At 51.6% G+C, this 25635-nt stretch carries 26 protein-coding genes and 1 riboswitch; of the genes, 8 read left to right on the forward strand and 18 right to left on the reverse strand.

Features of this window, described 5'->3' with window-relative positions; genetic code table 11:
• Positions 1-33 precede the first annotated feature (33 nt).
• Genes OO017_RS14030 through OO017_RS14040 form a run of 3 tightly spaced genes read left to right on the forward strand, consistent with a single transcriptional unit; the run spans position 34 to position 1710 of the window.
• Entirely contained in the window at positions 34-864 is an 831-nt protein-coding gene (locus OO017_RS14030) for a metallophosphoesterase family protein (RefSeq protein WP_266053166.1), read from the forward strand.
• Positions 861-1454 carry a hypothetical protein gene (locus OO017_RS14035; protein WP_266053168.1) on the forward strand — a complete coding sequence of 198 codons (594 nt, stop codon included), beginning with the start codon at positions 861-863 and terminating at the stop codon, positions 1452-1454. Before OO017_RS14030 ends, OO017_RS14035 begins: the two co-directional genes overlap by 4 nt.
• Positions 1455-1488: 34 nt before the next feature.
• Positions 1489-1710, forward strand: a complete 222-nt coding sequence (locus OO017_RS14040) for a DUF2905 domain-containing protein (RefSeq protein WP_266053169.1) — start codon at positions 1489-1491, stop codon at positions 1708-1710.
• Here the strand turns inward: OO017_RS14040 and OO017_RS14045 are convergent.
• Positions 1707-1856, reverse strand: a complete 150-nt coding sequence (locus OO017_RS14045) for a hypothetical protein (protein WP_266053170.1) — start codon at positions 1854-1856, stop codon at positions 1707-1709. The genes OO017_RS14040 and OO017_RS14045 overlap by 4 nt on opposite strands.
• Here OO017_RS14045 and OO017_RS14050 point away from each other — a divergent pair.
• Positions 1855-2619, forward strand: a complete 765-nt coding sequence (locus tag OO017_RS14050) for a YdcF family protein (protein WP_266053171.1) — start codon at positions 1855-1857, stop codon at positions 2617-2619. The genes OO017_RS14045 and OO017_RS14050 overlap by 2 nt on opposite strands.
• Before the next feature lie 720 nt (positions 2620-3339).
• Here the strand turns inward: OO017_RS14050 and OO017_RS14055 are convergent.
• Positions 3340-4704, reverse strand: coding sequence for an NAD-dependent succinate-semialdehyde dehydrogenase (locus tag OO017_RS14055; RefSeq protein ID WP_266053172.1), 1365 nt, complete (start codon positions 4702-4704; stop codon positions 3340-3342).
• Between the two features lie 236 nt (positions 4705-4940).
• On the opposite strand from OO017_RS14055, the gene OO017_RS14060 reads away from it, so the two are divergent.
• Both OO017_RS14060 and OO017_RS14065 read left to right on the forward strand, forming a co-directional pair.
• Entirely contained in the window at positions 4941-5459 is a 519-nt protein-coding gene (locus OO017_RS14060) for a rhodanese-like domain-containing protein (RefSeq protein WP_266053174.1), read from the forward strand.
• A complete protein-coding gene (locus OO017_RS14065; RefSeq protein WP_266053175.1) occupies positions 5446-6054 on the forward strand; it encodes a TIGR04282 family arsenosugar biosynthesis glycosyltransferase in 609 nt (202 codons plus the stop codon). The genes OO017_RS14060 and OO017_RS14065 overlap by 14 nt, the downstream gene beginning before the upstream one ends.
• 197 nt (positions 6055-6251) lie before the next feature.
• Here OO017_RS14065 and OO017_RS14070 read toward each other — a convergent pair whose 3' ends face one another.
• Complete coding sequence (locus tag OO017_RS14070; protein WP_266053177.1) at positions 6252-7409, reverse strand: L,D-transpeptidase family protein; 1158 nt, start codon at positions 7407-7409, stop codon at positions 6252-6254.
• A 142-nt stretch (positions 7410-7551) separates the two neighbouring features.
• Between OO017_RS14070 and OO017_RS14075 the strand changes: the two genes are divergently transcribed.
• A complete protein-coding gene (locus OO017_RS14075; RefSeq protein ID WP_266053179.1) occupies positions 7552-8241 on the forward strand; it encodes a DUF2461 domain-containing protein in 690 nt (229 codons plus the stop codon).
• 79 nt (positions 8242-8320) lie between these two features.
• Here OO017_RS14075 and OO017_RS14080 read toward each other — a convergent pair whose 3' ends face one another.
• The 10 genes from OO017_RS14080 to OO017_RS14125 form a co-directional block, all read right to left on the reverse strand.
• Positions 8321-9622 (reverse strand): voltage-gated chloride channel family protein, encoded by a 1302-nt coding sequence (locus tag OO017_RS14080; protein ID WP_266053180.1) that lies wholly within the window; start codon positions 9620-9622, stop codon positions 8321-8323.
• A gap of 45 nt (positions 9623-9667) precedes the next feature.
• A riboswitch (Fluoride riboswitch) is annotated at positions 9668-9733 on the reverse strand.
• Between the two features lie 150 nt (positions 9734-9883).
• Positions 9884-10603, reverse strand: a complete 720-nt coding sequence (locus OO017_RS14085) for a CPBP family intramembrane glutamic endopeptidase (RefSeq protein ID WP_266053181.1) — start codon at positions 10601-10603, stop codon at positions 9884-9886.
• A 28-nt stretch (positions 10604-10631) separates the two neighbouring features.
• Positions 10632-11981 (reverse strand): GntP family permease, encoded by a 1350-nt coding sequence (locus OO017_RS14090; protein WP_266053182.1) that lies wholly within the window; start codon positions 11979-11981, stop codon positions 10632-10634.
• A gap of 84 nt (positions 11982-12065) precedes the next feature.
• Positions 12066-12479, reverse strand: coding sequence for a hypothetical protein (locus OO017_RS14095; RefSeq protein ID WP_266053183.1), 414 nt, complete (start codon positions 12477-12479; stop codon positions 12066-12068).
• A complete protein-coding gene (locus tag OO017_RS14100; RefSeq protein WP_266053184.1) occupies positions 12463-13212 on the reverse strand; it encodes a methyltransferase domain-containing protein in 750 nt (249 codons plus the stop codon). The genes OO017_RS14095 and OO017_RS14100 overlap by 17 nt, the downstream gene beginning before the upstream one ends.
• The gene (locus OO017_RS14105; protein WP_266053185.1) at positions 13209-13949 is read right to left on the reverse strand and encodes a DUF2071 domain-containing protein; all 741 of its coding nucleotides are present in this window, start codon (positions 13947-13949) and stop codon (positions 13209-13211) included. Before OO017_RS14105 ends, OO017_RS14100 begins: the two co-directional genes overlap by 4 nt.
• A gap of 1 nt (position 13950) precedes the next feature.
• Complete coding sequence (locus OO017_RS14110) at positions 13951-14334, reverse strand: DoxX-like family protein (RefSeq protein ID WP_266053186.1); 384 nt, start codon at positions 14332-14334, stop codon at positions 13951-13953.
• Positions 14331-14939, reverse strand: coding sequence for a hypothetical protein (locus tag OO017_RS14115; protein WP_266053187.1), 609 nt, complete (start codon positions 14937-14939; stop codon positions 14331-14333). The genes OO017_RS14110 and OO017_RS14115 overlap by 4 nt, the downstream gene beginning before the upstream one ends.
• 115 nt (positions 14940-15054) lie before the next feature.
• A complete protein-coding gene (locus OO017_RS14120; protein WP_266053188.1) occupies positions 15055-16392 on the reverse strand; it encodes an MptA/MptB family glycosyltransferase in 1338 nt (445 codons plus the stop codon).
• A gap of 57 nt (positions 16393-16449) precedes the next feature.
• Positions 16450-17142: a glycosyltransferase family 2 protein gene (locus OO017_RS14125; RefSeq protein ID WP_266053190.1), complete on the reverse strand. Its 693-nt coding sequence runs from the start codon at positions 17140-17142 to the stop codon at positions 16450-16452.
• Positions 17143-17292: 150 nt separating this feature from the next.
• On the opposite strand from OO017_RS14125, the gene OO017_RS14130 reads away from it, so the two are divergent.
• Positions 17293-17784, forward strand: coding sequence for a peroxiredoxin (locus tag OO017_RS14130; protein WP_266053192.1), 492 nt, complete (start codon positions 17293-17295; stop codon positions 17782-17784).
• An 83-nt stretch (positions 17785-17867) separates the two neighbouring features.
• Here the strand turns inward: OO017_RS14130 and OO017_RS14135 are convergent, their stop codons facing one another.
• From OO017_RS14135 to OO017_RS14155, 5 genes are all read right to left on the reverse strand, one after another.
• Complete coding sequence (locus OO017_RS14135; RefSeq protein WP_266053194.1) at positions 17868-18452, reverse strand: hypothetical protein; 585 nt, start codon at positions 18450-18452, stop codon at positions 17868-17870.
• Between the two features lie 69 nt (positions 18453-18521).
• Positions 18522-19454: an alpha/beta fold hydrolase gene (locus tag OO017_RS14140; protein WP_266053196.1), complete on the reverse strand. Its 933-nt coding sequence runs from the start codon at positions 19452-19454 to the stop codon at positions 18522-18524.
• A complete protein-coding gene (locus OO017_RS14145; RefSeq protein ID WP_266053198.1) occupies positions 19447-20505 on the reverse strand; it encodes a patatin-like phospholipase family protein in 1059 nt (352 codons plus the stop codon). The genes OO017_RS14140 and OO017_RS14145 overlap by 8 nt, the downstream gene beginning before the upstream one ends.
• A 155-nt stretch (positions 20506-20660) precedes the next feature.
• The gene (locus OO017_RS14150; protein WP_266053199.1) at positions 20661-20885 is read right to left on the reverse strand and encodes a hypothetical protein; all 225 of its coding nucleotides are present in this window, start codon (positions 20883-20885) and stop codon (positions 20661-20663) included.
• A gap of 975 nt (positions 20886-21860) precedes the next feature.
• Positions 21861-25505: a T9SS-dependent M36 family metallopeptidase gene (locus tag OO017_RS14155; RefSeq protein WP_266053200.1), complete on the reverse strand. Its 3645-nt coding sequence runs from the start codon at positions 25503-25505 to the stop codon at positions 21861-21863.
• Positions 25506-25635: the final 130 nt, after the last annotated feature.

A 25635-nucleotide genomic window follows, 5' to 3' on the forward strand; every position in this document is an offset into this window, starting at 1 on the left:
AAAAACACTAAAGAAAGACGACTACTATAAAACATGCTGCCTATAAAAAAATGGTATAGCCGGGCCTTGTTGGCTGCGGGTATATGCTCGCTGGCATTGCTAAGCCAGGCTTGCGAGGAGTTCGAGTACAGCCCTTACGAGATCAGGCTGAGCGAGGACGAAAAGAACATCAACAGCCGCAACATCGAAAAGATAAAGGCCCTCAATATCTCACCCACAGACACCCTCCGTTTTATACTTACCGCCGACACCCAGGGCTTTTATGAGGAGAACGAGCAGGTGGTGGCGCACATCAACCAGCGCAACGACATTGCCTTTGTTTTGATTGGGGGCGACCTGACAGATTTTGGCCTGGCCAAGGAGTTTAAGCTGGTGCACGAGGATTTTAAGACGCTTAAAGTGCCGTATGTGGCGGTGGTGGGCAACCACGACGCCATCAACAACGGCAAGCAGGTGTTCACGGCCATGTACGGCGACTACGACGTGAGCTTTTCTGTGGGCAATTCCCGGTTTATACTTCTGAACACCAACTACCTGGAGTTTGACGAGCAGGTGCCCGACCTGGGCTGGTTGGAGGCGGAGCTGCAGGCTTCTGAAGGCTATGAAAACATTTTTGTGATCTCGCATATCCCGCCCACCAACACCGAGTTCGGGGAGGAGAACGCGGTGCGCTATGGGCAGTTGATGAACCAATATAACGTTACTTACTCGCTGCACGGCCACAACCACAACCATAAATTCCACTTTCCTTTCGGGGAGGGGGTGCCGGTGCTGGAGACAGCCGCCACCGAAAAGCTGGAGTACATCGTGTTTACGGTGGTGAGGGATGAGGTGAATTTTGAGCGTGTAAAAATCCAGCCATGAAGCTAAAACTACTGATACCCATATTTTGCCTCCTCAGCCTGCCATTTTATACTTTTGCGCAGGATGCCGATGACCGCAAATGGTATGCCCCTGATGGGCTAACGCTGCAGTTTGCCGGCAACGTGGGCATGTTTGCATTTGGCCCCAACTACAGCTTTGCCCGCGACAAGGTAAACGCGGAGCTTCTCTATGGTTTCGTGCCTAAGTTTGATGCCGAGGAGGTGCTGCACGTGCTCACTATCCGAGGTATCTACAAGCCAGTTAAGAAACTTGAACTGAGCGAGAAGTATAAACTCACGCCCCTGCGCATGAACCTGGGCCTAAGCTATTATTTCCGTGACCAGTTCTCCACCTCCTGGGACAGCTCTTACCCCAAAAACTACTACTGGTGGACCAGCAGCCTGCGCGTAACAGGAGGGCTGGGGGCAGAGCTGCACCGCCCCATTTCCAACAGCCGAAGTATAAAGCAGCTGACGCTATATGGCGAAGTGGGTACCTATGACCTGATCGTGACCTCCGCCGTAAAAGACCCAACCCTTACTGCCTGGGATATCATGAGTTTTGCCGTAGGCGTGCGGGCAGGTTTTTAGGAATATCGTAAAGTATAAGCAACACACAGAACAGATGCAACCGATCGGGAAAACGATTGTTATACTTGGGGTTATACTTGTCGTGATTGGGCTGGTGGTGTGGATGGCAGGCGATAAGTTCAACTGGTTTGGCCACCTGCCCGGCGATATACGTGTGGAGAAGAAGAACATGCGCTTCTACGCACCCATCACCAGCATGATCCTGCTCAGTATCCTGCTCTCGCTGGTGCTGTGGCTGCTGCGGAAGTTCTTTTAGGCCGCTTTTATACTTTGGCCATACTTTCCTAACTTGCCGCCGCCAAAGTCTAAACCCCTGATGAAAGTTAAAATCCACAAAGACCTGTATGCTTTGCTGGCAATGGTGCTGGTGTTCCTGATGCTTTGGCTTTTGTTCTGAGCCATGTTCTTTATACTTTCCAAAACCCTCGATTTCCTGCTGATGCCCCTGGTGTGGGTGCTGCTGCTGCTGTTTCTGGCAGTTTTTCTGAAGTCAGCCAAGTGGCGGCGCATCAGCCTGATCAGTGCGCTGGCAATGCTGCTGTTCTTTACCAATCCGTTCATCAGCAACCTGGCCTGGCGTGCCTGGGAGGCAAAACCGGTGCCCGTGAGTGAGGTAGGCAACTATGACGTGGCCGTGGTGCTTACTGGGGTCACATCCTTTAAGCCTGATATTAAAGATCGTGTGCACACCAACAAAGGCGCAGACCGTTTTCTGCACACGCTGCAACTCTACCGGATGGGGAAGGTGGAAAAGATCCTGATAACCGGAGGCAAAGGTTTTCTGCTGGACGAAATGCCACCGGAGGCGGAGCAGCTGAAGCGTATCATGCTCATGGCCGGGGTGCCCGAGGAGGATTTGGTCATCGAGACCGGTGCTGTAAACACCCGTGAGAATGCCCTGTACGCAGCCGAAGTGCTGCGCCAGCACCCAAGCTGGAAAAAGGTGCTCCTAGTTACCTCGGCCTTCCACATGCGCCGCTCCGAAGGCTGCTTCCGGAAAGTAGGAGTCACTTTCGATAGTTATCCTACTGATTTCTACTCCTCCGAGCCTGTTTTAACCCCTGATTATACTTTCATGCCTACACCTGTCGCTTTCGAGGCCTGGCACCACCTGATACATGAGGTAGCGGGGTATGTGGTGTATAAGGTGTTAGGGTATTGTTAAATGGCTGCATTGTTAAATTGTTGGGATGAAGACTTAAAGTATGACATTGAGGTATAATTTTCTCTAGCCCTCTTCCTTTTCTGGCGCAAGTCTTCAGACTTGTGTCTTTTTATGGTGTTGAGTTTGTAAATCAACTGTAGCCATACTTTATACTTGGGCTGCACTTTGCACCTGTCAATTTCGCTGTTCCGGACATCCCTGTCCGGAACCTGTCTGCCGCGGATTTCCAAAACCGCATACTTATCCATAGCCGCTGCTTCCCGCAACTTGACACATGCTATCCTTTCTAGCCTCTGCTTATCCTCAGTCTTACGAGCTCAAAGTTTCACCTCTGGCTTTGGCTCCCTCCAGCCCGGGAGGGCTCGTCTTCCCGCATCGCGCTGTGTTCCCTCCTGCGCCAGGGCGCTGCCGCATGCGCGGCACCGGATCTCACAAGGCGCTCAACGGAAAGACTGGGATCAGTTTCAATAGCTGCTGCCTTTGCTATGGAACAAGTATGATTCCCCTCCTCGGAGGGGTTAGGGGTGGGTTTACAACTGCAGAAGCTCCCCTCCTCTGGACTAGCCAAAACGAGAGTTTTGAGCTAGCGAGCGTAGCTCTTGGGGTGGGTTTAGATCTGCAAAACTCCCTTTCTTGGACAAGAAGGGGCAGGGGTGATTGGATACGATATTGCTGAAATCCCGCCCTATTAAGAGGTTAAAAATTTACGCCTACCATAATCTACTCCACCCAGATACTCTTCTGGTTTACAAACTCACGAATGCCCAGGTAAGATAGCTCACGGCCGTAGCCGGATTTCTTGATGCCGCCGAAAGGCATCTCTGGTGAGGAGGCTACCAAAGCGTTCACGAACATGGCGCCTGTTTCTACTTTGCGGGCCACACGCAGGCCACGCTTCCTGTCCTGCGTCCAGACGGCGCCACCGAGGCCGAAGCGTGAGTCATTGGCTACCTTTATGGCCTCTTCCTCGTCCTTTACCACCATCACGGCTGCTACCGGGCCAAACATCTCTTCTTCGTAGGCTGGCATGCCGGGCTTCACGTTTTTGAGGATCATCGGCTTAAAGTAGGCGCTGTTTTTATCCTCGCGGCCACCTTCCAGCACCACCTCAGCCCCTTGTTTTATAGACTCCTGTACCTGCTTCTCCAGGTCCTCGGCCAGGTCAACGCGTGCCAGGGGGCCGTAGTCGATCTTGTCCTTTAGCGGGTCGCCTGTCTTTAGGTTCTGCATTTTCGCCTTAAATTTCTGTAGAAAGGCATCGGCTATACTTTCTTCTACTATAAAGCGCTTGGCGGCAATGCAGCTCTGGCCCACATTCACCATCCTCGATTTTGCCGCAGTCTCGGCGGCTTTCTCCAGGTCGGCATCGTTCAGCACAATAAAGGCGTCGCTGCCGCCAAGCTCCAGCACCGTTTTCTTTATCTCCTGCCCGGCCTTTTCAGCTACCTTAGAGCCTGCGCCCTCACTTCCTGTTAAAGTAACGGCCTTCACATGCGGGTGCTCTATTACGGCATTTACCGCACCGGAGCCAATCAGCAAAGTCTGGAACACATTGTCAGGGAAGCCGGCCTTGCGCACGATCTCTTCAATAGCCAGGGCGCACTGCGGCACGTTAGAGGCATGCTTGAGCAGACCAACGTTGCCAGCCATCAGGGCAGGGGCCAGGAAACGGTAGGCCTGCCAGAACGGGAAGTTCCAAGGCATAATGGCCAGCACCACACCCAGTGGCTCAAAAGCGATCAGGCTGCGCTCAGCCTTGGTCTCTACCTCTTCGTCGGCCAGAAAATCTTCCGCGTTCTCGGCATAGTAGCGGCAGGCAAGGGCGCACTTCTTTACCTCGGCTATGGCATCTTTCAGCGGTTTTCCCATCTCCAGTGAAATAATGCGGCCATATTTCTCAGCCTCATTTTCCAGAATCTCAGCCTGCCTGTTCATGTACCTGGTACGCTCTTCAAAGCTAGTGTCGCGCCAACTCTGGAAGGCTTGCTCGGCAGCCTCGATTTTCTGTTTTACTTCTTTAGGGGTATGCGGGGTAAAGGTTTTTAGCACCTCTCCGGTGGCTGGGTTCACTGTTTCTATGGCCATAGTTTTATGATTTCAGGTTGCGTTGTAAATATACGGAACAAGCCGCACGTGGGCTATGCATGGAGGTTTTGCTTTCTCCTGCCCCAAAGGAAACAATCTAAACTAAGGCTTGGTTTTTGAATGGGTTCTCTATAATATTTTTTAATTTGGTGGTGTGTGTTTGAACCTGCTGCGCTCCAGGCAGTAAGTTAAGAGACGACACGCCAGAACCAAGTATACTTTTATACACGATCACATTGAAAAAACTACTGCTTTTAAGCGCCTTCTGCTGGCTCATACTGCTACAGGCCTGTGGCCAAACCACAGACAAAGCTTATGCGCTGATGCTGAAGGGGCTATACAAAAACACCGTGCCTACAATAAAGCCCGCGCAACTGAAAGCCATACTTACTGCTGATACGGTGCAGCCATTGCTGCTCGATACGCGCCAACCGGAGGAGTACAACATCAGCCACCTGAGCGGTGCAAAGCTCGTCGAGTATGAAGCTTTTAAAGTTGAGCAGCTGCGCGAGATACCCAAAGATACCCCGATCATACTTTACTGCTCGGTGGGCTACCGCAGTGAGCGGGTGGGGGAGCAACTGCGGGAGGCCGGCTACACGAACGTACGGAACCTGTACGGGGGCATTTTTGAGTGGGTAAACCAGGGACAACCTGTTTACGATAGCAACGGAAAAACGAACAAGGTGCACGCTTACTCCAAATCATGGGGAGTGTGGTTACAGAAAGGAGATAAAGTATATGGCAAAGAATAAACTACTGCTGCTTTTTGTGCGCAACCCGGAGTTGGGTAAGGTAAAAACCCGGCTGGCCGCCACAGTAGGCCCAGAGGTGGCCCTGGAAGTATACCTTCACCTGCTGCGGCACACCAGGCAGGTAACAGAGGGGCTGCCTGTAGATAAGCTGGTGTACTATGTGGGCGGCGTGAACAAGGATGACATCTGGCCCAACGATATTTATGAGAAGCGCGAGCAGATAAGCGGCGACCTCGGCCAACGCATGCAGGCTGCTTTCGCCGCCGCATTTCTGGAAGGTTATACTTCGGTAGTGATCATCGGGAGCGACTGCCTGCAGCTCACTCCTGAAATCATTAGGAGGGCTTACCAGGAACTGGAGACGCATGACGTGGTAATTGGTCCGGCACTGGACGGGGGCTATTACCTGATCGGGATGAACTGCCTGTACCCCCAACTCTTCCAGGACAAACGCTGGAGCACCGAGCATGTCTTTCCGGACACGCTGGAGGATGTAAAGCGCATGCGCCTATCGTATGCCCTGCTGCCCAGCCTCTCAGACGTAGACCACGCCGAGGACCTAGACGAAGAAATGCTGGGCAATTTGGGTTTATAGTCGATTCATACTTGCGCCAGGGGTTTAATCAAGCTTGTAACTCCTGGCACTTATCACCTTAAGGCCAACCCCCTCTTCCTGTCCTCCTGAAAGATGTTTGCGATAAGTAAGGGATAGCAGGAGCCGCAAAGTATAAACTTCGTTAAGTCATCATTGCTTCTCCTCTTTGTTTAGAGAGGGTAGGCAAGTGGTCTCCGCTATTGCTGCAGCGTCATGTCCAACAAGGCGTCGTATCCATACACATCATCCCGGAAATGAACCTCCATCTGCTCGGTAACCCAAGAGGTAAAGTATACTATGTGCAGGGGTACGGGCTTTTTTACCCGAATGTAATGATTGGGCTTGCCCGCTTGCCAAAGTTCATCCACCCGTTGTGTAGTATAGCCAGAGCCTCTTTTCAGGAGGTAGTATGCCAGTTCTACAGGTTTCTCCAGCCGGATGCAGCCGTGGCTGAAGGCACGGTTCGCGTGGTTAAACAATGATTTAGAGGGCGTGTCGTGGAGGTACTGCGGCAAGTGGTTTGGAAAAGGAAACTTCACTTGTCCCAGCTCATTTTCCGGACCGCTGAGCTGCACAATGCGGTAGTTAAAATTAGATCTGTTTATACTTTGCCAGTCCACGCTCCACGGGTTGACGCGCACCCATCCCTGCTCCGTAAACGTCTCCATCACCATGTTCTTTTTGGAAAGGTAACCCGGGTTACGGCGCAGAATAGGCACAATCTCGTTTACGGCAATGGAGGTGGGTACGTACCAGTACGGGTTCAGCACCACCATATCGAGCCGTGAGCGAATGGGGTAGGTCTTAAGGCCGGGCTTGCCCACGATCACGCGCATACGCAGGTACGTTTTGCCGCTATCCACCACCTGCAACAAAAACTCCGGAAGGTTGATGATGGCGTAAGGCTCCTGCTTCTCCGTAAAAACAGAGTCGAAGCGGGTGAGGTTGATGCGTAACTGCTCCAAACGCCTGTCCGGCGACACGTTAAGGGCAGAGACCGTATTAGGGCCAACCACGCCATCGGCGGATAATCCGTGACGCGCCTGGAACCGCTGTACAGCCGTAGTTATTTTTAAAGTATAATCGGTGGCGTTGGTGGCGGCGTCTACCGAAAGGTCGCCGGTGAGAAGCAGGTTTTCCTCCAGTTGCGGCACAAACTGACTGCTGTCGCCGGGGCGGAGCAGGAGCGTGGCGGGGAAAGTATGCCAGTGGTTGGAGTGGGCAATAGCCTCATACTGAAGTACGGCCTGCTCCAGGCGCTCCTTGCTGTAGGGTTGGTAAGTTGGCTGCTCCTGCGCATACACCCCCATCGCCCAGAAACAAAGGAGTACTAGTATGTGTACAAAGCGGTGCATGGAGAACTGTAAAGTATATATACTAGTATACGAAGCAAAACTGCTGCTAGCCGTAGGCTGTTTATTTTTCATCACCGGCTAAGGTAGTAGCTTTGTTCACTCTAAAAAATGACATTTATCGCTGTAGATAAATCACACAAGTATGCCATCCACTATTGATAAGAATACCCTGAGTTTCCTGGCTGATCTGGCCCAAAACAATACCCGCGAGTGGTTCGCTGATAACAAGCCCCGCTACGAGAAAGCACGTAAAAACTACATCAGTTTCCTGGATGAGCTGCTACAGGAGATGCAGCACTTTGAGCCTGCCGCACGAGGCCAGCATGGTAAGGAAACGGTGTTCCGCATTTACCGCGATGTGCGCTTCTCCAGCGACAAGCGGCCCTACAAAGACCATTTCGGGGCGTATGTGGCCGAGGGGGGTAGAAAATCCATACTTCCGGGCTACTACCTGCACCTGGCCGGTAACAATAAGTCTTTCCTGGCTGGGGGATTGTGGTACCCGCCAGCTCCGGAGCTGAAGGCCGTGCGGCAGGAGATCGACTATAATCTGGATGCGTTTAAGGCGCTGGTGGAGTCGGAGGAGTTCCGGAAGAAGTTCGGGGGCATAGAGGGGGAGCAGCTGAAAACCACGCCCAAAGGCTACGACAGGGACAACCCGGCCATCTATTACCTGCGCTTCAAGAGTTGGAACGCCGTAATGCCCCTCCCGGATGAGACCGTGCTTCGCCCGGACTTCCTACAGGTAGTGCTGGATGGTTTTCAGGCACTGAAACCGTTGAATGATTTTCTGACGCAGCCGATCAGGGATATCGGGGGAGAGGAAGGATAAAGTATAGCTGCCTGGGTTTATTCGTCAGGGTGCCGTTTGCAGCAGGTACAAAGTATAAGTCCGGGTGTTTTTTAGAAGACTACTGCTGCCGTTTATACTTTATTTCGGACAGGGGCAAACCCTTATGCCTGCCAAACAGCAAATGCTTGGGGCTGCCCACAATCTGGGACGAATATATGCCTGTGTGCCCGGAGAAAAGGTAAGCCGTAACACAGGCGATGGCGATGAAAACGCCGCCCTCTATCCCGAAAAGCTCAATGCCCATGACTGTGCAGGCGATAGGGGTGTTGGTAGCTCCCGAGAACACCGCCACAAAGCCCATGCCCGCCAGTAGCGCCACCGGCAGCGGCATAAACCAGGCCAGCGCGTTGCCCAGGGTGGCCCCCACAAAGAAGAGCGGTGTTACCTCGCCTCCCTTAAAGCCAGCGCCCAGGGTAAACGTGGTGAAAAGGATTTTCAGCAAGAAATCATAGCTGGGCAGATCCTGGCTGAAGGCGGCCACGATGGTAGGCACGCCTAGGCCGATATACTTGGTAGTGCCCATGGCAAACACCAGCGCCGCCAGCACCACGCCGCCCACCACAGGGCGCAGCGGCGGGTAGCCGATCCTAGCCTTAAACAGGTCGGTCCAGAAGTGGGCGAGCTTGGAGAAGGTAAGTGCCGCCAGCCCGAAAAGTATACCTGCCATCAGGGCCCATAGCAGGTTTACCGGCGTTAGCTCAGGCACCAGGTCAATGCCATAAGCTGTGTGCGGCACATGCCAGAGGTGGCTGACGTAATTGGCAAGTATGGCCGCCAGGAAACTTGGGATAACGGCATCAAGCAGGATGCGGCCCAGCACCAACACCTCCAGCGCAAAGATGGCCCCGGCCAGCGGCGTGCCGAACACAGAGGCGAAGCCGGCGCTGATACCTGCTATCAGCAGCACCTTGCGATCGCGGGGTTTCAGGCGTAGCAGTTTGGTGAGCCTGTCGGCTATGGCGCCGCCTACCTGTACGGCAGTGCCCTCACGACCGGCCGAGCCTCCGAACAAATGGGTAAGTATGGTGCCGAACAGCACCAGTGGGGCCATCCGGAATGGGATAATGTCTTTGGGTTGGTGCAGTTCCTCCAGCAGCAGGTTATTGCCTTTTATAACGCTGCTGCCCCACAGATGGTAGCTCAGGCCGATGATAAATCCACCGAGCGGCAACAGGGCAATAATCCAGATATGGCTTTCGCGCCAGTCGGTGGCCCACTGCAATGAGAACAGGAAAAAGGCCGAGGCCGTGCCAACGAATAACCCCAGGCCGGCGCATATCAGCAGCCACTTCAGCAGGTAAACTAATGCAGGAATTTGTTCGATGGAGGCAAGATGTCTTTTTATTTCCCTGAGGTTCATATTAGCAAGTATAAAACGATTCTACTTCAGCCTCTTTTGGAAGCCAGTTAAGTAGACGTCATCAGCTCTGTGGCAGAGCGGTTCCAGGCAGACATCATTGCCGGTTGTGGTTGCGAATTTAGGATATTTTTCTGAAAGGTGAGGGCGGTTTTTGGGGATAGTTTTCGTTTGGAAAAGGCCATACTTCTGTTTGAAGCACTTTATCATCAGCCGTAGGCCTCCCGCCCTGCTTATGCAAAGTAAACTTCTTACTGGACCACTTTACCTCCAGAGGCTATATCTCCTTGACAGTTGCGTTTCCTTTAATTCGCCATTATCTAATCGTACCAAATACTTTACAATAAGAAGTACGGTTATCGGTACGCCCCATAAACTGATCAAAGAAAACCAATCGCTTATCATGTTTCCACCACTTGAGACTAACAATCCGTCACCCAATGGCCCTTTGGAAAAAATGGTGTTGAATGTAAAGTTCCAGCCAAGATGGAGACCTATGGGCATGAAAATGGAGTGAGTTTTTGAGAACGCTAAAGCCCATGCATACCCCATCAACCCTGTACCGATAAACACAAACAGCATGGGTATAATATTCCCGAAAATACCGAACGAAAACCAATGGTAAATACCAAATGCAACTGCAGAAACCACAATGCCTTTCTCGGAACCGAATCTTCTTAACAAAATATACAGCAGGGCTCCTCTAAAAATCAGTTCTTCAGTAAGTACTGATTTAAAATCCCACCAGAACATACTTAACAGCAAACTGGCATTCAGTTTCTTATTCAGAAACAAGTGCGAAGATGTCAGCAAGGCCTCTAAAGACTGTACTCCGATACAAAGTACAGCTGTAATCAGGAATCCGATCACAAACTGTTTTAAACGTTTGATGAGTGGTAAAAACCCTAATGACAGTATACTTCTCTTCTCAATCAGATAAAGCAATATCCAGGAGATAGTCAGGGTCACTAAGATGCCAATCATTGTTGTCCCGTTTTTTCAGAATTTCCTTTTACAAAACCACACTCAGCAGGAGCACCATCCCGAAGCCGGTGAGGGCGATCAGGGTGGTCATGACGGTCCAGGAGCGGAGGGTCTGGCGCTCGGTGAGGCCGAAGTACTTGCTCACCAGCCAGAAGCCGCTGTCGTTTACGTGCGAAAGTATACTTGCCCCGGACGCGATGGCGATCACTACCAGGGCGCGGTGCATGTCGGTAAAGGCAGATCCTTCCAGGAAAGCGGCCGTCATGCCGGCGGCCGTGATCATGGCCACCGTGGAGGAGCCCTGCATGATGCGGATAGCGGCTGCCGTGAGAAAGGCGAAGAAGAAGGCGGAGAGGCCGTAACCCGTCATCACCTCGGCCAGCATCTGGCCCGCCCCGGTTTCGGTGAGTATCTGCTTAAACACCCCGCCCGCACCGGTTATAAGTATGATCAGGCCAGCCGGACCCAACGAACTGGAGGTGATGGAAAGCAGCTCTTGTCGGCTGAAGCCTCTCCTCACGCCCAGCAGGTACCAGGCCAGCAGGTTCGCCAGAATCAGCGCCACAAACGGGTGCCCCAGCATCTTGATCCAGCTTATTGCTCTTTCAGAAAGGGGAATGCCGGCTCCCAACGGACTATCGAGATACGTGTTCATCAGGATGAGCAGCAGCGGGAGCCCCACCAGGCCCAGGATCATACTTGAGGATGGAAGTTTCTGCGCCGTGGCCTCTGCCTCCATAAAAGAAGCAGGCGTCTCGACATGGATTCTTTTGGAGATGAAGCTGGCAAACAGCGGCCCGCCCACGATGGTAGCGGGTATACCGGCCATAAAGCCCGCCGCAATCACCATGCCCAGGTCTGCACCGAGTATATCAGCTACGGCCACAGGGCCCGGCGTGGGCGGGATGAATGCATGCGTGACGGCCAAACCGGTAAGCAGCGGTATACCGTAAAACAGCAGAGAGCGACCAGTTTTCTTCTGCAGGGCATACACCACCGGCACCAGAATCACGAAGGCCACATCAAAGAAAACCGGTATGCTGACCAGAAAGCCCGTAGCCGCCAGCGCCCACGAAGCACGCTTCTCGCCGGTCCTACGAAGTATAAAAGCCGCCAGAGACTGCACTCCTCCTGAAGTCTCCAAAATAGCGCCGAACATGGCTCCCAAACCCACCACCACAGCTATAAACCCAAGCGTGCTCCCCATGCCTTTCTGGATGTTCAGGATGATATCCATGGCAGGCATACCCGCCAGCAAACCCACCGCAATACTGGCTATGAGCAGCGACAGAAAAGCCTGCAGTTTAAAGTATAAAATCAGGAAGAGCAGCAGGGCAATACCAGCAATAACGGCAAGCAGCAGGGTGTAGTCGATCATTTTATTCTTTGTTTTCGGGGTGAGAAAGTATGGGTACTAGAAGTTAGTTTTAAATCTGGTCTTCTTTGGAAGTGGTTTTCAGGTTCAGGAAGTTACTTGCATGTTAACAAAGTAAGTTGCCAGGAAAATAAAGCTTAAGTATGACCACATGAAAGCGAAAAGCACATGCACAGCCGTTTCAAATATCTTGCCTTTCCAGAGGTCCGAAGAGTAACCAAAAAACTGAAAATAAAGCCGGATTGCCCAGAATACTCCAAGCCCCAGGGACACCTTTTTACCAAGGTCTGATGTAACCAGCTCATAGGAGGAAGTCAGGCAGAGTACGCCCATCAGGAAAACCACTAGGGCAATAAAGAAAGTATGCACGGTCATCATTTGTCTGTTTACCAGGCTCAAACGCTTCAGCTCTTCACCCCAATTGAAATACCTGGGGAATATAGCGTGAGCCAGTGCCAACAGAATCAGCAGTACACCGATTATCTTAAAGTGTATTTCCATTTTTGTCAAGTATAAAGGTTGATACAAAGGGCGTGAGTTTTATTTCTTGCCTGATGTTAAGGTTTGCGTTACGGAACACTTTAAGCCAGGAGCCCCTGCTATAGAAGTGACAGAAGCCAATGTTGTAGGCAACGAAATTAGGCAAATCTCTCAGGTGTTCGGTAATATAGATCTGCCCTTGCGGCTTTAGAACTCTGGCCAATTCTTGGAAGAACAGGGCCCGCTCCTTTATATTCCTTATCTCATGGGCCGAAAAAATTACGAATATCTTGTCAGCCGAACAGGTTTGCAGCTGCAAATCACTGGTTTCTACCTGTTTTGTTTTTGAGAAAGGGGGATAGGCCTTCCTTGCCCGTTTTATAGAAACCTCCGTGTGCTTTTGTGGATCGTAAAAATCAAGCACTTCTAGTGCGCTGTTCCTGAACTTGTCTTTCAGCAGGGCGCTGGTCTCGTCAAACCCGGCATGGATGTTTAGTATCTGGCTTTCTGTGTTTTGTGGGGTTATCCAATTCAGCCTGTACAGTCCCGAAAGGTCATAAACATAGAGCGATGCCAGCAGGGAAAGTACTATTGAGCCTGAAACCAGCCCGCAAAAAGTATAAATGATTGGCTGTAGAGAGCTATCGAGGTAAGTGGCCGTGAGCATTAAAAGTATAACCATCATTAGGGCGATGGCATAAAAATGCCAGTTGAACCTGATGATGTTGGTTACTCCCTGAAAAGGCTTTCTCATCGCTCCCATTTCTCAATTTTGCCCTTTTTCCAGTAATATGGGATGTTTTCTAGTATAAAAGCATTCGCCAGAACAGGGTTGCTGAGATCTAGTGAATGCAGGTATGGGAAACTGTGGGCTACCACCCTTACCGGTTTTGGAGTCCAGTTTTGTCTTACACCCTCAATGATCAGTACTTCTTTTGTGTCAGGACTATAGGTAAAGGTGTAAGGCAGGGGGCCGGCAAAACGTCTTGCTTCTTTCCAGTCAGCAAACGGTGATTGCTTGGGAAGGAGAGCGGCTTCTTCAGAGTTGTCAATTGTAACTTTAAACCCGGAATGGTTTGAGCGTATTTCTGTTGAATGTCCCTGGTCTGATTGCTCTATGTCTGTTGTAGTGTAGTTGTAGTGGGTGAAAACATTGCCCATGATCTCCATTCTCTTCTGATCTGTTTCAGATTTCAGAATATATAAACCGCGCAGTCTTTTTCCAGCCTTGTTGGTGTATTTTACAAACACTCTATAGCCGATCAGGAAAAAATCGTTGCCCATAAATTTCGGCAGCCCCTTCGGCCTAAGACCATTTGTCCTGACCATCGCAACGGCCACAAACGCCCACGTATCGTTAAATGTGTCTAATTGCAGGCACTCCGGGATAAGACTCTGAAGCTGATTTTTGGGAACAGCGTACGTTAAGACAAGCGACCTTTCAAAAAAGGCTTCCACGGCAAATGGGTGATTTTTAAGTGAGGCAAGCATACTACACTTCCTGAGGTAATTCTTTGTTCAGCCCAAACTCGTTGTAGTATACAATAAGTATAAACAAAACCGCAAAAAGTAAGTTAAGCTTGCCCCACAGCAACAGATCAGGCACAAGTATGAACTCAAGGATGTTCATAGTGGCTACTATAAAGATTTGGGTTATAGCATTCAGGCGTGACTTAAAACCGATTAAAATCCATAGAGCCATACCGATTTCTGAAAGACCGATCAATAAGGTTAGCTGCCGCGAATAACCGCTCCCGAGAATCCCGGATACTATTTGCTCGTGTCGGGTAACCAGGTTAAGAACCTTACAAAATAATCCGTTTACTAACCAAACGGCTGCGATGCAGTAGGTCAGGGCTATATGCAAGTTTCTCATTTTCTTTCGAATTCTGGAAAACACTGAGGGCCAATCGCACCACCACCGTATTCTAAAACAACATTGTCCTTATAAAAAATGTACATGCATCCACCATTATACTCTGCTATTAAACTGTCATTTAAGTTTTGGGTAAAAATGTTATAAAAGAACTTGCCCATTCCACTTCGCTGCCAACCAATCCTGACAGGGTTTCCACTTGCTACTGAAATGCAGTTTGCGTTGTCCAACTTATCTTCCAGAAGTTTTAAGTCCTGTTTGTTCCAGCCAATGATGTTTAGAAGGGAATCGGCTTTTTGTGAATCGATATCCAAGTTCCAGTTGCTATCATGCTTTCCGCCCTTTTCAACGTGAAATATACCAAGCTCTCCGTTCTCGAATTCAATATCCACGTAAGTATCAGCCGGCACCTTTGAATTGATATAGTTACTAAGTTCAATTATTTCACTTTTCTTGCTTTGGAAATTCTCAATCAGATCCTGCTTGTCATAAAAAGGGCCGGTGAAGATTCCGTTAAATGCAATGTGAATAAAAAGAAAAAGTCCGCCAATTACTGTTATAAAGACTCCAAGGATTATCAACAGAATTTTTAGTAGTCGATTCATTTGTTTAAAGACTGCAGCTAACGAGGCTACAAGAAGAACACTACTCCCTCTACCACCCCTATTCTGTAGCTACCCGAAATAGCTTTCTCTAAATATAGTAAATTCTAATTATACTTTACTCATTCAAGTTGGCATGATGGCGGCGCTGGCGGTAGAGGTACAGCTCAACCATCAGCCAGAGCAGTACCATGGTATACTCCAGCGTAACTAGCAGCAGGTCTTCGTGGTAGGTGGGGGTGCGGTAGGCGGCATACGAAAGCATGGCCAGTCCGGACCAGGTGATGGCGAAGCGGAAGTGGCTCATCACGGTTAGGGCCAGCAGCGTGGACAGGTACCAGGGATGCACGGTGGTGGAGAGCAGCAGGTATACCGTGAGGGCGGCCGCCATGTAGCCAGCCAGCCTTCTTACGGAGCCAAGCTTTTTTACTGAGGCCATACTTAAGATAGTGACCAGTGTAACGAGCGAGAGCAACGGGCCAAGTATGGAAATGAGGTTATAGCCCGCCAACCGGAAACCCAGCCAGCGCAGCAGGTAATAAACGCTGGCGTTAAACTCAAAACGCTGAAAGTATAGATCCAGGCTCTGGAAAATGTGCTGCAGCACATCCTGGTTTATAAGCGGCGCAAACTGGGCCACTACTGTAATCAAGACCACCGTGCCGTAAAGTATAAACTGGCGCCAACCCAGCCTCCGGAGCACGAAGGGCAGGAACATGAGCGGCAGCAGCTTGGTGCCTATGGCCAGCCCGAACGCAAACCCCGACCACACCAGCCGGTGGTAAAACAGCTGGTACAGCGCCAGCAGCAGGAAAAAGATCATCAGGGCCTCAAAGTGCAGGTTCCCCACCAGTTCCAGGATCACCAGCGGGTTTAGGGCATAGAGCAGCACGTGCTTTTCGGGGAGGGCCATTTTGCGGAGGAGGCGCCAGAGCAGCAGTACACTTCCTGCCTCGGCCAGCAAAAGTATAAGCCGCATCACCACCACACTGCCTGTTACACTTTGCGGCGAGGGCAGTGCCGCCAGCCAGAACACCGCCTGCGACACCGGCGGATACACGCTGTAGTAGCCCTGCGAGTTCAGCTGCGCAAACAGCTCCTGTGTAAGGCCTGGCACCAGCGGCGCTTCCGGCTGCATAAAATACTGCGGCAAGTATAAGTAGGGATTCTGCCCCGCCGCCAGCAACCGTCCATCCCACACAAATCGGAAATAATCATCGGATAGGGCAGGGGTGGCAAAAAGGAAAATGAGCCGGAAAAATATGGCTGCCACTATGCCGTGCCACAGGTTAAAGCGCTGGTTAGTTACGTAAAGGTAAGCCACAAACACCACCGCGTAGAGTAGGAGCAGCTGCGTAAAGTTGGAACGGGGCGTGGCATAAGCCAAGGCTGCATAAGCCGCTGCCGAAACAGCCAGCGCTGCGTAGCTGAGTATGTTATGCTTTGAGGGTGCCATACCTAGGGTGGTGCTTATGCTGCTTTCATCTGGTTTTACCCGATACGAAAACTTTGCCTACAGGTATTTAAATACAGTCAGGATGATCTTATAACCCGCCATCACGGTGCCTTTTAACGTGCCAGATACTTTGGAAACGCCGATGCGCCTGCGGTAAGAAACGGGCAGTTCGGTATACTTTACTTTCTGCTTTGCCGCCTTTGCCTGCATCTCCACCGTCCAGCCATAGTTGCGGTCGCGCATGCCCAGGGCCAGCAGCGTGTCCAGCTTTATGGCCCGGAACGGCCCAAGGTCGGTAAAACGGGCGCCATAAAGTATGCGGATCAAGGTGGTGGCCAGCCAGTTGCCGAAAATCTGCTGCGGCATCATGGAGCCGCTCTCCCGTTTCCCCAGCGCTCTGGAGCCGATCACCATATCAGCCTGGCCCTGTACAATGGGCTGCACCAGCTGCACCATCTCCTGAGGGTAGTCGGAGTAGTCGCCATCGAGGAACACGATGATGTCGGGGCGAGACGAGGCGGGCTTGGCGGCGGCGTAGGCGATACCTTTCAGGCAAGCGTTGCCGTAGCCGGGATTTGGCTCGTGCAGCACGGTAGCACCAGCATCTGCGGCAACATGCGGGGTGAGGTCTGTGGAGTTATTGTTCACCACAATCACCTCGGCTACCATATCTTTTGGGATGTCCTGCACCACGTGGGCAATGGATTGTTCTTCGTTGTAGGCAGGAATAATGACGTTAATTCGGGGCATAGGTAACATACGGGGACAAAGATGCCCAAAATCCGTCACACCTACGTAATATTGGTTTTTTTCTTTGAAATTCTGGCATGTGCGGCACTACCTTTGCGGTAAACTTTATGCCTGTGAGCAGGTTAGTTATTTTAAAACAACACAACAAGTATGAAAGAGGAAGCCATAAAGGTAGGAGATAAAGCACCTGATTTTGAGCTGGAGCGCCAGGATGGTGGTTTTTTTCGCCTGTATGATCTGTTAGGGGAGAAAAACGTTGTGCTATACTTTTACCCGAAAGACAGCACTCCGGGCTGCACCAAGCAAGCCTGCGAGTTCCGCGACCAATACGAGGTTTTTAAAGAGCATGGGGCTGAGGTAGTAGGCATCAGTTCTGATAGCGTGGAGTCGCATCAGAAGTTTGAGAAGAGCTATAAACTGCCTTTCAAGCTGTTAAGCGACAAAGGCGGACGCGTCAGAAAGCTTTTCGGGGTGCCTAAAAAATTAGGGTTGCTGCCAGGCCGTGTTACCTATATTATTGATCATGAGGGAGTGGTGCGCTACGTTTTCAACTCCATGACTAAGCCGCTGGAGCACGTTAGCACGGCACTGGAAGTGCTGCAAGAGATCAACAGCGAAGAGACGCATTTTAAGAAAGCATAGTTAGTTTAAACAGAAGCAAAAAAGGGGCAGCCGTTATACTTACGGCTGCCCCTTTTTTGCTTTGTGGCTGTTGCTATACTCCATTACTTGCTTTTCAGTTCTACCAGCTCAAGCTTTTTGCCATTGTACAGTTCTACCTTCAAAAAGCCCTTGTCTTTGCTAAAGTATACTTCTTTCGGGCTGTCGGCGGCGGTGCTGTCGGCCTCGAATACATAGGCGTTGTTGTACGTGATCTGGCTTTCTCCCTCGCCCACGGTTACGGTCTGTGTCTGATCGGTGTCTTTAATATCCCAGGCGTTTTTATTGCCCACCCCGATTTTCACAATCAGTGAGTCTGGCTTTTTCAGGATGTAGGTGCCTAGGTACGGCATTTTTCTTTCCTTGTCTTCAATGATGTTGGTTACCTGCGTGTTGCGTTTGTCGATACAGTCGTCGGAGATAGAGTAGCCATCGCCGGGCACGTTCTGGGCGTAGATGCCGGTGCGCAGATAGGTAATAGTGGCGCCAGCCTCGTTACGGAACAGAGCAGTATCACCGGTGCCGTATACCAGCCACTGGCTGTCTTCGGTGCTAGGCTCAGTAATGCTTATGTCTCCGCAGTTGTCGCAGGCTGCCAGAGTGGCGGAGGCAAACATCAGTAAAAAGAAAGATTTAACGGTAGTCTTCATTGTGGTCGGAAAATGGGTTTAGTGTTCGTAAGTTATCAAATATATAATTGATATGTATCAGACAGACCCCTATTGGGTAGGAGAGGGTTGCATGGCTGCCGCATTTTTTAACCACGCCACCACCTCCGGGAAGTGATCCTGCTCAGCGTCGGGGTGGGTAAGTATGTTGATGTGGCCATAGTTGTGGCGGTAGCCGTTGTCTGTGCTAAGTAATCGAAACTCGCTGCGGCTGCAGCCCGTTTCCTGCATCAGTTGCTTCACATCCACAGGGTGGCCCAGCACATCGTCGTTGGCGCCAGTTAAGTATAAAGTGGGCGGCAGCTGCATTTTTTGCAGGGTTTTGGCATAATCATACTTATCGTGCCAGTCTAGCCAGCGGCGCTGCACCACCCACTGGTGTGTCTGCCGGTGTGTGTGCTTTGTCTCGCTATCGGAGCCCATTTTCAGCTGCCTGGCATATAAAGCGCCCGATACAGCCACCGTGGCTTTGGCAAACCAGTTCCACATCACATCCACCATAATAAACTTCTTCAGGCTGCGGATGCTGATGCGGCGCTTGCTCCCGAAAAAGGCCATCGCCTGCACCTGCACCGGCAGCACAGGGCGTGCTAGGTAAGCCAGCATCAGCACACCGCCCCAGGAGTGAGCTATCCAGTACTGCGGCACATCGCCCTTCAGCTCCTTTATTTTGCGGATGAAAGCGGGGAAATCCTCCTGCAAGGTATGGCTCAGCCCGAATTTGGATTTGGCTGATATGGCCGGTCTGCTCTGTCCACGGCCTCTCAGGTCGGCCACAAAAACATCGTAACCCTGCCGTGCCAGCCAAGGCGCAAAGCCTTTACCGGAGTTGGAGTAGAAGATGCGGCCATTTTCGATGGAGCCGTGCACCAGGAAAACCGGCGGCCCATGCCGATCTTGGCTAAACCGCTTGAGATGGAGGGTATCGGTGGGGGTAACAGGTATAAATATAGACTCCTGTTGGATGTCCTGGTGTTTAGTCATGCTTGATGGGTTGGATTCTGCTCATAAACGCCTGCACGCCTTTGCGGCCGCTCGCCAGCAAAGTGCCTTTTTCCGCTTCGCTTAGTTTACGTACGCGCGGGCTGAAGCCGGCCGTGCTGATCGAGATGGTTCGGTCCCAGTCCTGTGGTTGCAGGTGCTGCCGGTTCAGGCTTTCCTTTACAATCGTATAAAACGCGCCCATGTAATCGCTGAACCCGTTGATGCTGTAAGGGGCGAGCCCTGCCTGCTGCTCATCAAACGTAATCTGCTCATCGCGGTCTAGCCGGAGCCCAAGCGTCTGGTGGTTGTAATAGGATTCCGCTGTATCCTTACACAGGGCAGTGGAGTCCAGGTATTTAGGATCATCAAACAGCGTGATAGGGAAATTTGCCAGTACACCACCATCAACCAGCACATCCACCTGCTGCCCCTTTTGCGGGTTGGTCACTACGTTCCCTTCCTGGTCCAGGAGTACGGCGCGGTAGTATAATGGAATGGACATGGAGATGCGCACCGCATGCTTTAGCTGCATGTTCGGGAAAGTTTCGTGGGAGAACACCATCACGCACTGGTCTGTCAGGTTGGTGCCGGTCACGTACAGGTCTTTGGCTTTGTTTTGCAGGGTAAGCTTGTGCAGCTCAGCGAAGGTGAGGTCGGCATTTCCTGTTTTGGCCTTTATCTGCTGGCCAAGCCAGTCTGTGAATTTATCTCCCCGGTACCAGCCATACTGCTTAAAAAGCCGGCTGGTGCCGCCAAAAAAGATAAAGCGCCCGTCGTTAAACTTCTGCACCGGGGTAGAAAAGGTAATTTCTGTTATTTCCTGTGGAGTATAGCCCACGGCCAGAAACGCCGCCTGTATGGCTCCGGCCGAAGTGCCGGCCACACGCTCAATCTGTGGTAGTATACCCAGCGAGTCCAGCTCGTTTAAGGCTCCACCGTAGGCAATGCCCCTGATCCCGCCGCCCTCCAGCACCAGGTTACGATACGCTTGCTGCTGCGCCACAACAGTTAAACTAAGAAGAAGGCAAAGGCCAAAGAGCAAAGGTTTCATACACGGGTAGATTTATACACCTCAAATATAAGCACTTTGCCCTACTTGCCATAGGCTGCTCAACTTCTCCCGGTTGCTTAAGTAGGTGCAAAACAAAACAGCTAACAACACCGAATGCCGTTAGCTGTATTTCTTACATCGTCTGAGGTTTATAGCTAATTCCTGACCGGTATAGGCTGGGGCTTCAGCTTTGGTCTGAGAAGCAGCCATGCAAGGGCACCGGCGATAGTACCCGAAAAGAAGGTCATCCCGGCGATTACCCAGCCGTTCAGGCCGCGCTGCTCGGCATCAAAGTATACATATGCTAAAATCATCCCCAGCAGCACCAGGTAAAGCCCGATCAACATCAGGAAAAGCACATTGGTTAAATCTATTATCATCAGTTCCATAACTCCATATCTAAATTGCACTTGCTCAGAGGTATACCTGCCCCTGTTATACTTTATTAAACCGATTTCAGGAATTATAGTTTATCACTTTAAGAAGAATACTATAGGATTGTAAGGTAATTTAGAGGAGATTATTGTATTGTGGAATATTGAGAGAGTAAGGACTATTCTTAAGAGGTTGTATCGCTTAAACAAAAGTTGATTTCCAGGTTTTGGGTAAAGCAGTTGGGTGGTATGATTTTTTATCTATACTTAATAGGATAGGCTGTGGAATCACAGTTTGTACTTTGGCTGTGTTTGTTAGCTGGAGTTGGATCTCTATTTATACTTTGGGCACGGTTTCCTGCCCCTTCTGGCGCATGTGTAAATGCTTGGCTATACTTTATACTTGTCGATTTATACTTCCCTAGCCGCTGCTTCCTGCAACTGGAAACAAGCTATCCTTACTAGCCGCCGTTCATCCTCAGTCTTACAAAGGCTACCGTTGCATCTCCGCCTTGGCTCCCTCCAGCCCGGGAGGGCTCGTCTTCCCGCATCGCGCTGGGACCTTTTCCTTTGCTCCTACGTCGCAATGCCTCGCTGCCGCTCGTCACCGGAAAAACTCCAAAGGCGCTCAACGGAAAGACTGGGATCGGTTTCGATAGCTGCTGCCTTTGCTATGAAAGGAGGTCTAAGTCCCCCTTCGAAGGGGGCAGGGGGATGTAATCGCCTGCTGAAAATTCCCCTCCTCTGGACTAGCCAAAACGAGAGTTTTGAGCTAGCGAGCGTAGCTCTAGGGGTGGGTTAACACTTTTGCTGATGACAGCCATCCCCAACGATGAAACTTACACTTCAACATCAGTAATTACAAACTCCCCTCCTTAGTCAAGGAGAGGCAGGGGTGGTTGGAGCCGGTGTAGCAACTTCCTCCCAAAAACAAAAAAGCCACCCATTACAGGTGGCTTTTCCTTATTAAATTAATGGTTTTTACTTTTCAATCAGCAGTTTGTGGGTTTCGGTTTTGCCGCCGGCAGTTACCGTGACGTAATAAATACCGTTTGGCAGCTTACCTACAGGTATGGCTAAGCCAGCTTGTGCCTCGCTTGCCTCCAACTGCATGTTCAGCACCTGCTGCCCCAGCATGTTTACGGCGCTTACCGCTACTACCCCAGTAGCCTGGTGCGCCAGACGGAGGTTTACCGTGTGCTGTGCCGGGTTCGGGTAAAGTATGGATTGGCTTGCCGGCGCAATGGCAGCCGAGGTGGCGGTTGCCGATAGCGCCTCGGCTTTCAGTACCATCGTTTCGGCAGTAGCCGTGGTGTCACCGCCCCACTTAGAGGTTACCGTAGCCGTATTTACGACCGTAGTCGGGTTCGAGACAATATCCACGTTATCTACATACCAGCCTGTGGCGCCGGTCAGCACATCAGAGCCCATGCGGAAACGGATGAGCACTTTTTTATCCTTGTAGCTGCTCAGGTCCACCACCGTCTGAATGTAGCCGTTGCTGTTGCCGGTAAAGGCAGGCCCATTGATAGTGGAGGCATTTTCCAGCGGAATGGTGCTATTGTAGCCGTTCTGGATCATCTTATCACCCAGGTTTGCCCAGGTTAGGCCGCTGTTGGTGCTTATCTCTACCACACCGCCATCAAAGCCGGCCTCTGTGGCGAAACTATGCCAGAAGCGGAGCAGGGCGTTTTCTCTAACTGTAATCGGCGAGGCTGTCATCAGGTATTGGTCGCTGAAGGCATCCGGGTCTGCGGCAAACCAGGAGGTGGTGCCGCTGTAAGGGTTCTTCGTGCTGAGTTTCCAGTCACTGAGGCCTAGCCCGTGTGAGGTTTTCCATTTGCTGCCGCCGCTTTCCATATCGTCCTGGAAGTATACGGTGGTGCCGGTGCCCTTCTGCACGTTCACTTTAAAGGAACGGGAGATGGTTTCGCCCTCTGCCATTTTCACAGGCTTATAGGTTAGCACGCCGCCTGCTACCTTAGGTGCATCTTTGCCTGATTCAGCTATATAAGCCGTGTTTTCAGGAATCTGGCTACTGATGGTAACACCACTCATGCTGCTGCCCGTGTTGTTGGTCACCGTAATGTTGTAGGTCAACTGGCCGCCGTCTACCACCGGCGATGGGTTGGCACCTAATGAAATGGCGAATTGCGGTGTGCAGGATGGCGGCATGTCGAAGGCTTCTACCCCGTCTGTCAGGTCGTTGTTGCTGCCCTGCGTGGCGCTGTAACCCAGGCCGCGCTTGGCAAAGGCTCTCCAGATATAGCACTGGTTTGCGCCTCCGTTGTTGATTCTGTCGGCGGCAAGTATGGCATCGCGGGCATCTATAAAGCCAGGGCTGCAAGGCTGCAGTTTAAGGCCATCCATCACCAGTTGCAGGGCAATGTTATTGCCGCCTTTGCCATTGTAGATATCAGGGTCGTAGCCATACTCATCAATCAGGCTCCAGGTCATTTCCCAAAGCATGGTTGCCCATACAAAACCAACCCCGTGTGGAACAGATATCTCAGGGTTTGAAATCATACTATAGGTATAGGGGTTCACGCCCATGTCGGTGCTGTAGGGAGCGGGGCGTATGCCGTCGCCGTCGGTGCCCTGCGACTGTACGTAAGTACCAATGCCACGGCGTTGCGGGCCTGTATCGCCTGGGCGCATGGTCATGAACAGGGCAAAGAAATCGCTCCAGCCTTCGCCACCCTGCTCGGCTCCAGACAGGCACTGTGTGCTGGGGCCACCGGTCAGGCGGGTAGAAATGCCGTGGCCGTACTCGTGGGCAATGATGCCGTTATCCAGATCGCCGTCGCGCAACGGTGGTACGCCGCCTTCTCTTCGCAGGGTGCCTGCCAAATCCTGGCCAAGCGCCGACTTCAATTTCTCACCATCGGCCTTGCTGATCATGATCGCCGGAATCAGTACAGCCGTTCCTGTTTCATCGCCGCCCATCGCCATGGCAGGACCATCCACGTTGTTTACCACGATAACTGCCGTAGCACCGGAGGCCTGTGCATTCAGGGCTTTCTCTATAAAACTGCACTCGCCGCGGTCTACCAGGGCAATGTTGCCTGTGATCTCTGCCTGGTTAGCAAACGGAACCGGAACAGATCCAGCTGGCAGGGCAGGAGTGCCGCTGCAGCCGTTGGCTGGGTCTGCCAGCACAATGCTGCCAGCTACGCCCGTCTCATTGACCTCAGGTCCGAAAGCCGCCTGCACGCCGATGTAGGAACCGGCAACAGCAGCAGGTACCGTAATGTGCAGCAGTTCGGCAGGCACGGAGGAGGTCCAGAGGTACATCTGCATGCGGCCCGGTACGCCGTCCTGTAGCGTTAGGAAATTGGCATTGTTGGTTCCGCCGCCGTCCTGCGCCTCGGCCATCACACCATCCAGTCCCACGCCGGCTCCTGTAAAATTGGTCTGCTGGAAATTTCCGCTCACCTCATCAAAGCCATACTTGTAGAACACATCGTGCATCAGGTTGTTCCAATAAAACAGGTTAGTAGTGGCGGCCTGCACGTACGTGGTTGGTTCCTTGGTCAGGTCCAGCTCAAAATCGAAATTAAGGCCCAGGCCACCATCCGGGCTGATGCCTGCGTTGGCTCCTAGACGGTCTTCGTAGGCATGCACGTTATTGCCTTTTGTGATGGTGAAGGTGGCTACACCGTCGTTGTGCCAGCCCATCGGCGAGGCTGTCAGGTCCTCCTTGCCCGTAACAATGGTTCTTTCGCCGTGGCTTGGCGTTTCAAAAGGCACATCGTATACATTATAAGTGCCACTGGAGGCGATGCTGGTGGCGGCTGCCGCCGACAGGCTACCCGGCGCAATGGACTTGGCTAACTGCTCCTGCTGTAGTTGCTTTGCCTCAGCGATGGCAGCAGCATCGGCATTAGGAGCAACAGCTGCCTTTCGGGTAAAGCGCATGGTTTCGCCGGGGGCGTCGGTTACGGTTGGCAGGCCCCAGTTGTCATGAATCACCAGGTCTTCTTTCTTCAGCACCTTGCCATCGGCTGCATCTACATACACATTCCAGTAGTTTTGTGCGTCCTTCTGGTAAATAGATACCTCCCAGGCGAGGCGAACGGAGCCGTCGGGCATGGGCTGGAACACCAGTTTGGCCGGGATAGGAGAGAGGGAGATGCCGCCGTCGCTCAGCACTACTGCCTTTGCCGCTGCTGGTAGCCTGTCTGTGGGCTTCTTGCGCTCCTTTACCTCCAGCGGTTTGTTTGGTTGCAGTTTCAGGTGGCTTGCGGCGGCCCGTACGGCCTGTTCCGGTGCCATTCCTGCTGCACTGCCTTTAATAGCTGCCCGCAGGTTAGGTATAAACCGGTTGCCCATGTTTATCACATTGCCATCCTTATCAATGTTTATGTTGATGTTGGCATCCACCACCTCTATGCCATTGTGACGCTGGCGGAGGTAAATATGCGTGATGCCGTTGTTGGTGCTGGTATACTTGTCGGTTACCACATAATCTGAGATATCAGCAGGGGTCAGGTTATACTCGGCTTTGGTCTGGTCTATGTGCTGCAGGGCTACGTCTAAAGCCGATTGCGCACGACTGTAACCGGGGGACAGGAAGAGCAGAAAGCTCAGGAGGTAAAGCAACTGGTAAGGTGAGATGTGTTTCATAAATGGTGTTTTAATTAGAAGTGTTACATATAATATTTCTGTTTTGGGTTGTAACTGTGGGTGTCTGGCGCAAATGGTAGTTTAGTGGTATGGTGATTGGTTGTGTCAGCCTTTGAGTGGGATGGATTGT

It is taken from the genome of Pontibacter anaerobius, assembly GCF_026241195.1.
GTDB classification, from domain to species: Bacteria; Bacteroidota; Bacteroidia; order Cytophagales; family Hymenobacteraceae; genus Pontibacter; species Pontibacter anaerobius.